Origin of the sequence: Pseudomonas sp. BCA17 (assembly GCF_004519405.1) — a bacterium.
Taxonomy (GTDB): domain Bacteria; phylum Pseudomonadota; class Gammaproteobacteria; order Pseudomonadales; family Pseudomonadaceae; genus Aquipseudomonas.
This window is the reverse complement of the sequence record NZ_SGWI01000006.1, coordinates 49,104-63,161: the sequence shown is the minus strand read 5'-3', so window position 1 is coordinate 63,161 and position 14,058 is coordinate 49,104. Positions and strand designations below refer to the sequence as shown.

The window sequence follows — 14,058 nt, the reverse complement described above, 5'->3', positions numbered from 1 at the left end:
CGGCCTCATCGGCAACAGGCCACCACCCGCATTGATCGGCTGTGCGATCAAAATATGGGCGGTGGCTTGCCCCGATGGCGTCATCGGCAACGCCGCCTATTAGAAGTAATAACCGATGTTCATGTACAGCTGATTCTCCCACTGGTTACTGCCCCCGGCGGCCAAACTCTGGGTATAGCTGCTGCCGCCGATGTACGGGTCGTTCTTGCCGATCAGCCATTCCGTGGCAATCCACAATTTACTGAACGAGAACGACGTACCGAGGATCACCCGTTGCGAGGTCTTGAAGTCATTGTCGGACTTGTCGAAGGCACTGTAGTTGGCATACAGCTTCACGCCGCTGATCTGATCGAACAGGTATTTGCCGCCCACGTCATAACTCAGGTCCGCCACATACAGGTTGCCGCGGCTGGCCACGTTGAAGGTGCCGTCGTAGCCGCCCAGTGTAACCACGCCATTGGTGCCTTCGTTGCGCGGTGACATTTGTTGGCGCGCCGCCTGCAACTGCAGGCCCCACGGACCGTGCTTGCCCAGGTAGTGGATGGCCACGGCGTTGCGTCGACCGTCATTGCCGGTGTTTTTGTTCTCCAGGGTCGAGGTCAGGCCGGACAGGCCGACTTCGGATTTCCAGCCGCCCAGGTCCATGGCTTTGGCGACTCGTACCACGACGGTGTTGCGTTCCTGGTTATTGCTGCCATCGGCCACGTAGCTGTCGGCTTCGGAGATCACGCTGGAATAGGTCACCCCCTTGCTGGTGCCCTTGCCTTGCCAGGCGGGGCGCAGGTAGTAACCGGCCTGGATATTCCAGTCACCGCTTTGCTGGATGTACTTGGTACCCACCTGTTGCACATCTTCCAGGCCCACCACGTTGCCCAGGGTTTCATAGAAGGTGCTGCCGAAATACGGCTGCAAGCCGAACGGCACGGTGTTCAGGCCCACTTGAACTTGCTGGTCCGGGTTGAACTTGTAGCCCACCCAGGCGAACTTGGCGAACTGGATGTCGCCGTAGTTCTTGGTGTACTGGTAAGGGTAGGAACGCCCGTAGAAGCGGTACTGGGCCTCACCGATCCACGTGGCGGAGTTGTATTTGGCGCTGAGGAAGACGGTGTCAAGGCCGAACTTCTGAATGTCGCGGTCCGGATCATAGTCCCAGCGCGCCCGCACGGCGCCGCCAAGGTCGAGGTTGTCGGTGACCTGATAGGCCATGGCCGGTGCAGCGAGGGCACCGAGCACGGGGATGAGGGTGAAGTAGCGCATTGTTGGTCGCATGGTTTTACTCTCTTTTTTAGTTTTTTTGGGCAACAGCAGCCCATTGCCGCAGCGAACGCTGCGACGCAGGGAAAGGCTTGGATTCAGCGCGCGGCGGGGTGGATCAGCCTCAATGGCGGCCCGCACGCAGGTAACTCAGAGGCCCCGGGTGCAGCAGCGAGAAGGGCCTGGGTGTAGCTGTTCTGTGGGCGCAGCAACACCTGTTCGGCGCTGCCGTACTCCACCACTTCGCCTTGGCGCATCACCGCAATGTGGTCGCTGATCTGCGCCGCCACGCGCAGGTCGTGGGTGATAAACAGGATGCTCAGGTTCAACTGCTGCTGCAGGTCGGCCAATAATTCCAGCACTTGCTTTTGCACCGACACATCCAGCGCCGATACGCTTTCATCGGCGATCAACACCTCCGGGCGCATCGCCAGGGCGCGGGCGATACCGATGCGTTGGCGTTGGCCGCCGGAAAACTGCCGGGGCTTGCGCTGCAAGGCGTCGCGCTTGAGGCCGACGCGCACCAGCAGATCACCGGCCTCGACCCAGGCGTCTTTGGCCGACAACCCGCGTAACTGCGCGGCGCGGGCGATGATGTCGCCGACGCGGTGCCGCGGGTTCAAAGAGCCATACGGGTCCTGAAAAATCATCTGGATACGCCGCCGATTGGCTGCCAATGCGGCACCGCCCAAGGCGAGGAAGTCGGTATCACCGACCCACACATGCCCACTGTCACTGTCCACCAGGCGGATGGCGGCCTTGACCAAGGTGCTTTTGCCTGAGCCGGACTCACCGACAATCGCCAGGGTCTTGCCCCGTGGCAGGTTCAGCGACACATTGCGCAGTGCCGCCACTGCGCGCCCGCCAACGTCGTAGGTTTTGGTCAGGTGCTCGATACGCAGCGCCATTTCGCCATCGGCGCACGGCGCACGCAGTTCGGGATGCAACGCCGGCACTGCGGCAATCAGCTTGCGCGTGTAGGCATGGGCCGGTGCATTCAGCACCTGGTCACGCTCGCCGATTTCTACCAGGCGGCCGCCTTCCATCACGCCAATGCGGTCGGCAATCTGCGCCACTACACCGAAATCGTGGGTAATAAACAGAATGCCGTGCTGGCCACGCCCACGCAGGTCGTGCACCAGCTTCAACACCTGGGCCTGGGTGGTGACGTCGAGGGCTGTGGTCGGCTCGTCAGCGATCAACAAGTCAGGGGTCATCGCCAAGGCCATGGCGATCACCACGCGCTGGCACTGACCGCCGGACAACTGGTGGGGGAAACTGTTGGCGATGCGCGGCGGATCCGGCAGTTGGGTGGACTCCAACAGCGCGAGCATGCGTTCGCGCCGCTCGGCGGCGGGCATCTGCGCGGCGTGAATCTCGAAGATTTCCTCGACTTGCCTGCCGATGCGAATCGCCGGATTCAACGCGGCCATGGGCTCCTGGAAGATCATCGCGATGCGGTTGCCGCGCAATTGGCGCAGCCGCGCCTCATCCAGGGCGCAGATATCCTCGCCGCAGAACTCGATCGCTCCACCGGCATGGCGCAGGCCCTTGGCGTAATCACCCATGATCGCCGCCGACAATACCGACTTGCCCGAGCCGGATTCACCTATCACGCAGAGGATTTCGCCCTTGCGCACGTCCAGGCTGATGCCATGCACGGCGTGGCTGCGGTCGGCGCCGGCGGGTAGTTCAATCGACAGATTGTGCACTCGTAGTACAGGTTCCGGGTTCATCTCAACTCCTTGCGCCTTGCTGGGCGTTTTCATCCAGGCCATCCGCCAGCAGGCTCAAGCCCAGCATCAGGGTGGATATGGCAATGCACGGGAAGATCACCAGGTGCGGGAAGGCGATGGCCATGGCGCGGCCGTCGTTGATCATGCCGCCCCAGTCGGGGGTCGGCGGCGGCAGGCCGAGGCCAAGGAAACCCAGGGCGCCGATCATGATCGCGGTGTAGCCGATGCGCAGGCAGAAATCCACGATCAACGGCCCTCCGCAGTTGGGCAGGATCTCCACCAGCATGATGCGCAACGCGCCTTCGCCTTGGGTGATGGCGCTGAGTACGTAGTCTCGGGAACGAATGTCGATGGTCAACGCACGCATGATCCGAAAGATCGCCGGCGCACTGGTGAAGGTCACCGCAATCAGGATGTTCAGCGCCGAAGCGCCGAGGGCGATGATGATCACGATGTACAGCACCAGCACTGGGAACGACAGCACGGTGTCAGCCACATACGACAGCACGGCGTCGACCCAACCATTGAAGTAACCGGCGCATAGACCCATGGCAATGCCCACCGCGAACGCGGTGAGGGTGGCCAGGATCGACCAGAGCAACACGGTGCGCGTGCCCCAGATCAGCCGCGAAAGGATGTCACGACCGATCATGTCGGTGCCCAGCAGGAAGCTCTGGTGGTTGTCGCCGACGCTCATCGGCGTCAGCAGTGGTGTGAAGCTTTCCAGCGGATCATGGGGCGCGAGCCACGGCGCCAGCAACGCGGTCACCACCCAAGTGCCTACCAGCAGCAGGCCGAGCAACGCCAAGGGGTGTTTGAAGGCTTGAAGGCGGTTCATTGGGTACCTCCGCCGAAACTGCGCAGGGTGATGCGCGGGTTGAGCCAGGTGTAGGCCAGGTCCGAGAAGATCTTGGTGATGCCCACCACCACCGCGCTGACCATGGCGCAGGCTTCGATCAGGTACACGTCATGGTTCAGCGATGCGGTGTAGAGCAGCGAGCCGAAGCCCTTGTAGGCGAAGAACACCTCGACCACGATGACGTTGGACAGCAGCCAAGGGATGTACAGCATGATGACGGTGATGGGGGCGATCAGCACATTGCGCAGGGCATGACGCACCACGATGCGCGCGGTGGAGGCGCCTTTGAGACGCGCCGTGCGGATGTACGGCGACTGCATCACTTCGACCATCGACGCTCGGGTAATGCGCGCCAGGTAGCCGATGCCGAACAGACTCAGCACCATCAGCGGTAACACCAATTGCATCGCGCTGAAACCGTCGCTCATGCTGCTTACGCCTGGCAGCCAGTTGAGCCAGAACACAAAGAGCGCCGAAACGAACACCGCGCTGGCGAAGTCGGGAATCGACGTGGTGACGATCGCCAGGAACGACACCAATCGGTCGAGCAGTGAGCCTTGTCGAATGCCGGCGAGAACGCCCAGCGTCAACGCCACGGGCACCATCACCAGCAAGGCCAGCCCGGCGAGGGTCAGGGTTTGCGCCAGGTTGGGCAGCAACAGCTTGATCACCGATTCGCGGAAGTACACCGAGGTGCCCCAATCGCCGCTGACAAAGTCCTTGAGCCAAGACAGGTAGCGCCACACAAAGGGTTGGTTGTAGCCGTGCTCCACCAGCCACGCCGCGCGCTGGTCGGCGGCGGAGTAGGGGCCGAGGACATTGATGGCGACGTCTTCGATGTTGAGTTCCAGGGCCAGGAACACAATCAGTGACACCGACAGCAGGGTCGCCAGCAATGCCAATAATTTACGCAATAGAAAATGAGCCATGGGTGCATGCTCCGACGGATGATGGGAGACCTGCCCGCACAGGCGGGCAGCGTTGACTCAAACGCTCAGCCAGACATTGCCCATGGGGTAGAAGTCAGAGGGGTGTACCTGGAAGCCCTGGACCTTTTTGCTCGCGGCCGTGAACTTGTCGCCCCAGAACGGCTGCACGATCACGCAGGCGTCTTGCAGGATCTGCTCGACGCTTTGCATGGCCGCTGCCCGTGCTTTGGGGTCGATGATGCCCATGGCCTTGTCCAGCGCGGCATCGAAGGCGGGGTCGCTGTAATGGCTTTCGTTCCAGGCACCACCGCCGCGATAAGCCAGCTCCAGGGACATCACCCCCAGCGGGCGATGGGCCCAGTAGGTGAGGCTGAATGCAGCCTTGTCCCAGATCGGCCAGTACTGTGCGGCAGGCACCACCTTGAGGTTGATGCGAATCCCGGCCTCCAGGCAGTTCTGTTGCAGGATCTGCGCGCAGTCCTGCTCATAGCGGCCCTGGGTGTTGCCGACGATCAGGTCGATATCCAGGCCGTTGGCAAAGCCGGCCTCGGCCAGTAACTGCTTGGCGGCTGCCACGTCGCGGTTGCGCTTGGGCAGTGGGAAATACTCGGGATGGGAGGGCGCCACATGGTGGTCTTCGCCCAAGGTGCCCATGCCGCGATAGGCGATCTTCAACATCTGTGCATTGTCGGCGCACAGCACCACGGCTTTGCGCACGCGCAGGTCGGTGAACGGCTTCTGGTCGCAGGCCATGCGCATCACCACGGTTTGCGCGGACTTGCAACTGAGCAACTGCGCGCCCGGCAAGCGCTTGGCCAGGTCCAGCTCTGCCACGGTCACCCGGTACAGCACGTCGACTTGGCCGGCCTGCAGGGCGGCGAGGTGAGTGGACACGTCGGTGCCCATGTCGATGTAGCGCACCTCGTCGAGGTTGGCGGGCTTGCCCCAGTAGTCGGCACGCTTGGCAAAGGTGGCTTGCTTGTTCACCGCGAATGACACCAGCGTGAAGGGCCCGGTGGCCAGCGGATTTTTCGACCAGTCGTCACCCGCCTTGAAGCTGCGGTGCACGATGGCGCAGGTGAAGGCGTTGAGCATCTCCGGGATCGCTAGCATCGGCCGCTTGAGTTGCAGGCGGAACTGGTAGTCGCTGACTTTTTCGAAGGCTTTGATGTCCTGGAACGCGGTGCGGTTGACCGACTTGGAGTCGGCGGCAATCCAGCGTTCGATGTTGTGTTGCACATCGTCGACGTTGAAGCGGTCGCCGTTGCTCCACTTTACGTCCTGGCGCAGGTTGAAGGTCCAGGTGGTGAGGTCCTCGGACGGGCTCCAGCTTTCGGCGAGGTAAGGGTGGGTGATGTTGTCGGCGTCGACCCAGGTCAGGTATTCCAGCGAGTTACGCAACAGGTTCGAGGCTTCGATCCAGGTGATCAGCATCGGGTCCTGGATTTCCTGGATCGCACAGGCAAAGCGCAGGCTGCCGCCCTGGCGCGCGGGCGTGACGTCGGCGGCCTGGGCCTCGTTGCCTAGCAGGGCCGAGCCCAGAAAGGTGCTGGCGCTGGCGACGGTGACGCCCAGCAGCGCAGCGGTACGCAGAAATTGGCGACGGTTTATCTCACCGCTTTTTACTTGCGCGCACAGTTTATCAACGGCTGGATGCGGCAGGGAGCCGTCCAGGGTAGTCAAGTCTTTCATAAGCCTCTCCGGAACTTGCGAATATGCGTTTTTGTTGAACCGCAAGGGTCAGTGGCAGGCGCAGCAACGGCGCAGCACGGACCTCTGTGAAACCGGCAGAAGAACAAAACACAACGAATTCAGGAGGCGGGCAACGGGATAGGACATAGGGCAGCTCTCATGTTGTTTTTATTAGAGATGCCCGCAGTTTTGTCATTTACACAACGATGGACAAACGACAAATTCTGCGCAGTAACCTTCTATAAATGCATGTTACAGATCCGTCCCACGGCCGCCTGTGTTGCTGGACCGGTTCAGCGCGGCAATAGGCGCGCATCGAACGGGTAATCGGAGAGCAGCTCGATGCCGTGCTCGTGAATGTAGATCTGTTCTTCGAGCTTCACGCCTTCGCCGCCGTCGTCGTGGCCAATGTAGCTTTCCACGCAGATGGTCATGCCGGCTTCGAATACGCCGTCGTAGCCCAGCGCATCAATGTCCTCACGGTGCACCACGTAAGGGTATTCACCGGTCATGCCAACCCCGTGCACCAGGGCGAAATAGCGGTTGTTTTTGTAATGCTCGGGGATCTTCCAGGCCATCTCGGCGTATTCCTTGAAGCTACGGCCGGCCTTGAGCATTTCCACGTTGGTCTGCACCTGTTCATAGGCGAGCTTGTACAGTTCCTGCTGCCGCGCGGTGGCGGGTTGATCGCCACACAGGAACGTGCGGGAAAAGTCGGCGTAGTAACCGAAGCGCCCGACCACGTCCGTGTCCAGTGCAACCAGATCACCGGCCTCGATAGGCCGCGTGCTGCATTCCTGGAACCACGGGTTGGTGCGCGGCCCGGAGGACAGCAGGCGGGTTTCGACGTAGTCGCCGTCAGTGGCGATCACATGCTGGTGCAGATGCGACCACAGTTCGTTCTCGCTGATGCCCGGCACCAGCTTGCTTTCCATCAGGCGCACCCCGGCCTCGGTGGCGCGCAGGCTGGCGCGGATCATCTTGAGCTCATTGGGTACCTTGATGCAGCGCGCCCGCTCCAGGGGTTCCTGGGCGTCGAATACCTGGTAGCCGAGGCGTTGCAGTTCGAATGCGGCGGCCGAGGTAGCGCTCTCGATGGCGATGCGTTTACCGCCGCCGCACTGACGTACCAGTTCGTCGATCTCGGCAGCCCAGTCGGCGGTGACGTTGCTCAGGAAACTGTCGCAAAAGTAATAAGAGATGGCTTTGGCCGGGCGCACTTCGTCCACGGTATTGAGGGTGTCGGCCAGGTGCAGGCAGCCGCCGAACTCGAAGATCACCACCGGGCCTTCTGCCGGGATAAAGGCATAACGCGCCGGGTTGCGTGCCGAGTACACCTGCATGTTGCGCGAGCCGGTGGCGTAGCGCATATGGGTGGGGTCGAACAGCACGCAGGCGGCGTAGTCGCGTTTTTTCAGTTCATTGCGTACCCGTTGCAGCCGGTCCAGCTGGATCTGCTGGATTTCGTCATAGGTAGGTTCGCAGTCGGCGGGGTTGCGGTTCGGGCCGGACAGACTCATGGGTGTTCCTCGCAGGGCAAATACGGTTCTGGGTTTTCAGGACGGTGAATCAGTCGAGCAACTGGTCGCTGCGCACCAGGTTGCGTTCGGCTTGCAGATGAGCCTCGGACAAGCGTCCGTAAAGCTGTTTGGTACGTTGGGCGCGGCCGATGATCCCGGGCTTTTCCGAGTAGGCGAAAATCGCCGTGTTGCGCTCTATGGCGCCTTCCACGCGGGTGACGCGGTGAACCGAGAAGCGGCCTTTGAAGATCTGCAGGTCGCCGGGGTTGAGCTCCAGTTCCTGCACGCGTGAGCGGTCTTCACCGCGCACCACTTTGCCGACCGCGCCGAGGTTTTCCTGGCTGCGCGAGCGGATCATCGGCGCGTACTCGAACAGGCCGCCGGCCTCGGGTTTCTGGGTCATCATGCTGACGATGAATTCGTTGGTGTCGAAGTGCCAAGGCTGTTCGGTGCCTTCTGGCATTACGTTGATGACCAACCCGGCGAAAGGGTCGGCGTATTCGAAAATCTCCGGTTCATCCAGGCAGGCGCCGATAAAGCGTTTCATCATGGGTGAGACGTACAGACGGTGGATGATCGCGTCAGGGGCAATCATGTCGCGGGTCACAAAGCCACTGGTGCGCTCCATGAATGTGCGGCGCGGGTCATCCTGGGGCAGGCTGGGGTCATCTTCGGTGAAATAGGCGTTGACCTTGCGCACCGAGTAAAACGTCTTGCCCGACAGTGCCTGGCCTTCCAGGCGCGCCTGTTCCAGTACTTCGGGGCGCAGGAAGTTCTTCAGCAGGCAGCAACCGTCTTCGGCCAGTTCGGCCCGTGCATGTTCAATGAGTGCCCGTAATTGAACATGGCCCGAATCATGTATGGGATAAAGTTCGGTATTAACGATGTCGCTGATATCACCGGTTTCGGCATCGGCAAGTTTAAGACTCATACACGTCTCCTGAAGTCGGTTGTTGTGTTGAGTTGATAGTTGCGTAAAGCGCTTTGAAGTGGAAATTACAAGTTGTGATCGAATCCATCGGCAGGGGCGATAGTTATGTCAGGCGAACTGGATGGCGGCTTACTTAAAGTATTTGTGGCAATTATCGAGTGCCAGGGGTTCTCGGCCGCTGCCGAGCGTCTGCATAAAACCCAGTCCACCGTCAGCCAGAGTTTGCAGCGACTGGAAGATATTGTCGGCACGCCGTTGATCCACCGCACCAGCCGCTCCATCGGCCTCACGCCGAGCGGGGAAACATTCCTGATCTATGCCCGGCAAATCCTCAAGCTGCACGTTGAGGCGGTCAATGCCGCGCAGTTGCCCAATGAGCAGGTGTGCATCCACCTCGGCATGCCGGAGGACTATGCCGAATACTGCCTGGGTGGGATGCTCAAGGACTTCCAGGCACAGTTCGCCCAGGTGCGCCCGGATATCTGCTGCGAGATGTCTACTGCGCTGGTCAGCCGCTTGTTCCGGGGCGAGCTGGATCTGGTGCTGGGGGTTGAGCATGCCGGCCTGCAGCCGGGGGAATACCTGTGCGATGAGCCGCTGGTGTGGGTGGCGGCACCGAGTTGGAGTGGCGTGGGGCGCCAGTCGGTGCCGCTGGCGGTGTACGCCGAGGGCTGCGCGTTCAGGGCCAATGCCGTGCAGGCGCTGGCCCATGCCGGGCGTTCGTGGCAGGTGGTCTACACCAGCCAGAGCCCGCGGGGGATTGCGATTGCCATCGAGCAAGGACTGTCCGTGGGCGTTATGGCGCAGCGTTTGGTGCCGCAGGGCTGGCAAATCCTCGACGAGCGCCAGGGCTTTCCGCCGATTGCCCCGGCACGCCTGATGTTCTGGCGCTCAGTCGGTTGCCAGGTGCCGGAAGTGGACGCACTGGTGCAGATTCTGCAGCGTCAGTTGGGCGATTCAGGGGATCGGCACCCCCGGCGCTTCCACAGCCTTTCCACGTGCCATGCGCTTGAGCAATAGCAGGCTGGCCAAGACCCAGCCGGCGATCCAGGCATGCACCACGGCAAACTCGCCGCTGACCTGCAACAACCAGCCGCACAGTGCATTGGCCGTGGCGCTGGCCAGGCCATAACTGACCATGCTCAGGCTGACTACCTGCAGGCTGTGCACCGGCTCCAGGCGAGCACTGAGGTAGGCCGCCATCAAGCCCCAGGACGGGAAATAAAACAGCGCAAACAATCCGGCGGCCCACCCACTGAGCAACAGGCTGGGATGCCCCAGCAGGCCGAGCATGGCCAGGCCGAAGGCGCCGATACTCCATGCCATGACCCGCAGCGCGCCCCAGCGATCGGCCAATGCTCCGAGAAGCAACCCGCCGACGGCGCCACCGATGCCGATCAGTGTCCACAGCGTCCCGGTCACGGTTGCGCCGGCCTGCAGTTGATCGCTGACAAACGCCGATAGAAAGTTGAGAAACGGCCCACTGATCGCGCCGATAAACCCGCTGAGCAACACAATCTGCAGGGCCACCGGCTGCTCGAGGCACAGGCGCAGCCATTGCTTGAACACCTGGCTGAATGTAGGCGGCGCCTTAGCGGAGCGGGGCGCTTGCTCCGTGTGGGGCGCCAAGGCCCATAGCGTCAGCAACGTGACCAGCAGCGTCAAGCCTGCGCAAATCAACCAGAACTGGCGCAAGGACAAGCCCTGCAGCAATGCAATCAATAGCCCGTTCAAGCAGATTGCAAAGGCCGCTCCCGATGAAGCCAACCCCAGGACACGGCTACGATGGCTGGCCGGGATGACCTCACGCGCCAGGGCCGCAATCGCGTTCCAGTTCGACACCGCGCACGCCGACACCAGCGCCAGGCACAGGGCAAACGGCAGCACCCACGGCGTGGCGACGGCCAGCGCCAGCAGTACCGGGCTCAACATGATCGTCAGGCGCACCATGGTGCGCGGGCTCACCCACGCGGCGGCAATGCCGCTGGCAATCGAAGCCCCCATGTAGAACAGCTGCAGCAACGCGGCAATCAGGGCGGCCTGGCTGTAGCTCAATTCAAATAACTCACGGATCTGCGGCAATAACGCTGAATACAGGAAAATACTGAAACCGTGGGTGGTCGCATTGCAAGCGGTAAAGACAAGTGCCAGCAGCCCCATACTTCGTCGCGATGAGACAGTTGTTTTCGACATCGTGCGACCCGGAGTTAATGAGTGAGCTAGTTATTGAGCAGACTAACTTTTGTAGCAGGTCAGCCACCAATGCTTAATTGTCTTAGTGTGCATGCGTAATACGCGTGCTATTTATTCGATAACGACCTCATCCGTCGAAAAACGACGCGCAGGGTTAAAGAACAGCGTTTTTCCAGCCGCGTGGGGTGCTACCGCTGACCTGATACAAAAAGGTATGTTGTGGGCAAATTTCCTGCGTTGCCGTGGGATTTCGTTTCCTTGCCAGCGACTGTCGAGTGCCCCCATGAAACGCAAGATGCCCGGTCTCAATGCCCTAAAAGCCTTCGAAGTCGCCGGCAGCACCGGCAGCTTTACCCGGGCGGCGGAGTTGTTGAACGTGACCCAGAGCGCGGTCAGCCGCCAGGTGCGCCAGCTTGAAGAGCAACTGGGAGAGAGCCTGCTGGAGCGACGCCACCACCACCTCGAACTCACCAGCGCCGGGCGCGTATTGCTGCGGGCGCTGCACCAGTCCTTCGACAAGATCGAGCTGACGGTGCGTAGCATCCAGCAGAAAACCCATTCCAACCGGTTGCATATCAACGCTCCGCCGACCTTCACCAGCCGCTGGTTGATGCCGCGCCTTGGACGTTTGCGCGAGGCGCATCCCGAGTTGGAACTGAGCATCACCACCTGCCTGCAGGACAGCCTGGCGCAAACCAGCACACTCGATTGCGCCATTCGTTTCGGTAACGGTGAGTGGGACGGGCTGGACAGTTCGCTGTTGATCCAGGAGCGGCACATTGCGGTGTGCGCGCCGTCGCTGTATGCCCGGGAATGCAGTGATGGGGTAGATCTGAATCGCATGACGTTGTTGCATGTGTTGGCCAGTGAGGACCAGCGTTACCTGACGTGGAAGCATTGGCTGGACGCGGCGCGGATTCATGGCGTCGATACCCAGGGCGGTTATGAATTCGACCTGCTGGACCTGGCGATCCGCGCGGCGACGAATGGGTTGGGAATTACCATTGCGGACTGGCATATGGTCGCGGCGGAACTGGCCAGCGGGCAGTTGACGCAAGTGTTGAATGTGCACGTGGAGGGCCATCAGTCGTACTGGCTGGTGACCCGGCCGGAGCAGACGGATATGCCGCAGTTGCAGGTGTTCGGGCGGTGGTTGCAGGAGGAGATCTGGTTGGCGCAGCGCCAGCTTGAGCCATCTACGGCGGCGGTCTGATTGGGTACCTATCCGCCATTGCCTGAAAACGGACAGGTAACCGCGTCACTGTCCATAACCTGCATTTTTCTCACGTTACCCCACCCAATAAGTCGTTTGCCCACCGCCCTGACTGCGACAAAACTGCATGTCACTCGCAAAACAACAACGTTGGGCAAACCACATGCAATTCGAGCGCAATTTCTACAACGGCCAGTTCGTCGAGCCGGCCAGCGACGCCCTGATCGCCGTCTACAACCCTGCCGATGAAACCCTCGCAGGTCACGTCAGTGCGGCCACCGCCGATGAAGCCATCGCCGCCGTCGACGCCGCCGCCATTGCCCAGAAAACCTGGGGCAAGCTCACCAGCATCGAGCGTGCCGAGCACCTTCGCGCGTTTGCCGATGCCCTCGACAGCCGTGCGGTAGCCATCGGCACGGCCCTGGCGAGCGAGTCCGGCAAGAGCGTCAGTGATGCCAGCAACGAAGCCCGTTATGCCGCGCAAATCACCCGTTACCACGCCGAATGGGCACGCCGTATCGAAGGCGAGATCATCCCCAGCGACACCCCGGACGAAAACCTGTTCCTGCACCGTGAGCCGATTGGTGTGGTGGCGTGCCTGATTCCGTTCAACTACCCGGCGTACACCTTGCTGCGCAAGATCGCCCCGGCGCTGATTGCCGGTAATACCGTGGTGATACGCCCGAGCAACAACACGCCGCTGTCGGCGTTTGAAATCGCCAGGGCGGTGGCTGCCGCCGGGATTCCCGCCGGTGTGATCAATATCCTGACCATGGACCATGCGACCGCGGCCAGCGTCTGCACCCACAAGGCCGTCGGCTTGATCACTCTCACCGGCAGCGTGAACGCCGGGCGTATCGTGCTGGATTACTGCAAGGCCAACATCGCCAAGCCGTCCCTGGAACTGGGCGGCAAGACGCCGGCGATCATCGAGGCCGACGCCGACCTGGAAAAAGCCGCCAGTGCCATCGTCGCCTCCAAGACCACGCATTGCGGCCAGCTGTGCACGGCGGTGGAGCGGGTGTATGTGCATGAAAGCATCTACGACAGGTTCCTCGCACTGCTGAAAGCCAAGATCAGCGCAGTGAAGTTCGGCGACCGCGCCAAGGATGAAAGCCTGATGGGCCCGCTGGTCAACGCCAGTTCCCGGAAGACTATCCACGCCATGGTCCAGCGTGCCGTCGCCGACGGTGCTGTACTGGAAACAGGCGGCGTGTTGCCTGAAGGGGCGGGGCATTTCTACCCGCCGACCTTGCTCGGCAACTGCCGGCAGGACATGGAAATCATCCAGGAAGAAATCTTCGGCCCGGTACTGCCGGTGCTCAAGTACCGCGACATCGATGAAGCGCTGGCCATGGCCAACGATCATCAGTTCGGCCTGTCTTCGGTGCTGTACACCGAGAACTACCGCACGGCGATGAAAGTGGCGAATGCCATCGAGGCCGGCGAGTTGTACGTCAATCGCACCCCGGCCGACCCTTATCAGGGCTTCCACGCCGGTTGGAAACGCTCGGGGCTGGGCGGCGATGACGGTAAGCACGGGATGCTTGAGTTCACCCAGACCCGTCTGGTGGTCATGAAGTACTGACACACGCACACCTGCCTGATGCCGGTCAGTTAAGAAGGAGAAAGCTAAAAAATGACCTGTGGCGAGGGAGCTTGCTCCCGTTGGACTGCGCAGCAGTCCCATGCTTTGTAAACAAAGAGCGGGGCCGCTTCGCGGCCCAACGG

11 protein-coding genes are annotated in these 14,058 nt (G+C 61.3%); 3 read left to right on the top strand and 8 right to left on the bottom strand.

Translation table 11 applies throughout. The annotated features are described in order from the left end of the window. Positions 1 to 99: 99 nt before the first annotated feature. The 7 genes from EXW71_RS21075 to EXW71_RS21045 all read right to left on the bottom strand — a co-directional run bounded on the left by EXW71_RS21075 (position 100) and on the right by EXW71_RS21045 (position 8,921). Positions 100 to 1,269: a hypothetical protein gene (locus EXW71_RS21075; protein WP_134661315.1), complete on the bottom strand. Its 1,170-nt coding sequence runs from the start codon at positions 1,267 to 1,269 to the stop codon at positions 100 to 102. 83 nt (positions 1,270 to 1,352) lie between these two features. After that, positions 1,353 to 2,990, bottom strand: a complete 1,638-nt coding sequence (locus EXW71_RS21070; protein WP_134661316.1) for an ABC transporter ATP-binding protein — start codon at positions 2,988 to 2,990, stop codon at positions 1,353 to 1,355. 1 nt (position 2,991) lies between these two features. Further along, on the bottom strand, positions 2,992 to 3,828 hold the full coding sequence (locus tag EXW71_RS21065) for an ABC transporter permease (protein ID WP_134661317.1): 837 nt from the start codon (positions 3,826 to 3,828) through the stop codon (positions 2,992 to 2,994). Continuing rightward, a complete protein-coding gene (locus EXW71_RS21060) occupies positions 3,825 to 4,778 on the bottom strand; it encodes an ABC transporter permease (RefSeq protein ID WP_134661318.1) in 954 nt (317 codons plus the stop codon). Before EXW71_RS21060 ends, EXW71_RS21065 begins: the two co-directional genes overlap by 4 nt. Before the next feature lie 57 nt (positions 4,779 to 4,835). Continuing rightward, entirely contained in the window at positions 4,836 to 6,470 is a 1,635-nt protein-coding gene (locus EXW71_RS21055) for an ABC transporter substrate-binding protein (RefSeq protein ID WP_134661319.1), read from the bottom strand. A gap of 293 nt (positions 6,471 to 6,763) precedes the next feature. Beyond that, the gene (locus EXW71_RS21050; protein ID WP_134661320.1) at positions 6,764 to 7,990 is read right to left on the bottom strand and encodes a Xaa-Pro peptidase family protein; all 1,227 of its coding nucleotides are present in this window, start codon (positions 7,988 to 7,990) and stop codon (positions 6,764 to 6,766) included. A gap of 49 nt (positions 7,991 to 8,039) precedes the next feature. Beyond that, entirely contained in the window at positions 8,040 to 8,921 is an 882-nt protein-coding gene (locus EXW71_RS21045; protein WP_134661321.1) for a hypothetical protein, read from the bottom strand. 105 nt (positions 8,922 to 9,026) lie between these two features. Here EXW71_RS21045 and EXW71_RS21040 point away from each other — a divergent pair, with 105 nt between their 5' ends. After that, positions 9,027 to 9,941 carry a LysR family transcriptional regulator gene (locus tag EXW71_RS21040; RefSeq protein ID WP_134661322.1) on the top strand — a complete coding sequence of 305 codons (915 nt, stop codon included), beginning with the start codon at positions 9,027 to 9,029 and terminating at the stop codon, positions 9,939 to 9,941. On the opposite strand, the gene EXW71_RS21035 is transcribed toward EXW71_RS21040, so the two are convergent. Next, positions 9,879 to 11,114: an MFS transporter gene (locus tag EXW71_RS21035; RefSeq protein ID WP_134661323.1), complete on the bottom strand. Its 1,236-nt coding sequence runs from the start codon at positions 11,112 to 11,114 to the stop codon at positions 9,879 to 9,881. The two genes, EXW71_RS21040 and EXW71_RS21035, sit on opposite strands and share 63 nt — an antisense overlap. A 283-nt stretch (positions 11,115 to 11,397) precedes the next feature. On the opposite strand from EXW71_RS21035, the gene EXW71_RS21030 reads away from it, so the two are divergent. Then, positions 11,398 to 12,327, top strand: coding sequence for a LysR substrate-binding domain-containing protein (locus tag EXW71_RS21030; protein WP_134661324.1), 930 nt, complete (start codon positions 11,398 to 11,400; stop codon positions 12,325 to 12,327). 163 nt (positions 12,328 to 12,490) lie between these two features. After that, positions 12,491 to 13,915 (top strand): aldehyde dehydrogenase, encoded by a 1,425-nt coding sequence (gene aldA, locus EXW71_RS21025; RefSeq protein WP_134661325.1) that lies wholly within the window; start codon positions 12,491 to 12,493, stop codon positions 13,913 to 13,915. The last annotated feature ends 143 nt before the right edge of the window (positions 13,916 to 14,058 follow it).

Coding starts and splice junctions, on each gene's coding strand:
- EXW71_RS21075 (WP_134661315.1), bottom strand. CDS start 1,269: ATGCGACCAACAATGCGCTACTTCACCCTCATCCCCGTGCTCGGTGCC.
- EXW71_RS21070 (WP_134661316.1), bottom strand. CDS start 2,990: ATGAACCCGGAACCTGTACTACGAGTGCACAATCTGTCGATTGAACTA.
- EXW71_RS21065 (WP_134661317.1), bottom strand. CDS start 3,828: ATGAACCGCCTTCAAGCCTTCAAACACCCCTTGGCGTTGCTCGGCCTG.
- EXW71_RS21060 (WP_134661318.1), bottom strand. CDS start 4,778: ATGGCTCATTTTCTATTGCGTAAATTATTGGCATTGCTGGCGACCCTG.
- EXW71_RS21055 (WP_134661319.1), bottom strand. CDS start 6,470: ATGAAAGACTTGACTACCCTGGACGGCTCCCTGCCGCATCCAGCCGTT.
- EXW71_RS21050 (WP_134661320.1), bottom strand. CDS start 7,990: ATGAGTCTGTCCGGCCCGAACCGCAACCCCGCCGACTGCGAACCTACC.
- EXW71_RS21045 (WP_134661321.1), bottom strand. CDS start 8,921: ATGAGTCTTAAACTTGCCGATGCCGAAACCGGTGATATCAGCGACATC.
- EXW71_RS21040 (WP_134661322.1), top strand. CDS start 9,027: ATGTCAGGCGAACTGGATGGCGGCTTACTTAAAGTATTTGTGGCAATT.
- EXW71_RS21035 (WP_134661323.1), bottom strand. CDS start 11,114: ATGTCGAAAACAACTGTCTCATCGCGACGAAGTATGGGGCTGCTGGCA.
- EXW71_RS21030 (WP_134661324.1), top strand. CDS start 11,398: ATGAAACGCAAGATGCCCGGTCTCAATGCCCTAAAAGCCTTCGAAGTC.
- aldA (WP_134661325.1), top strand. CDS start 12,491: ATGCAATTCGAGCGCAATTTCTACAACGGCCAGTTCGTCGAGCCGGCC.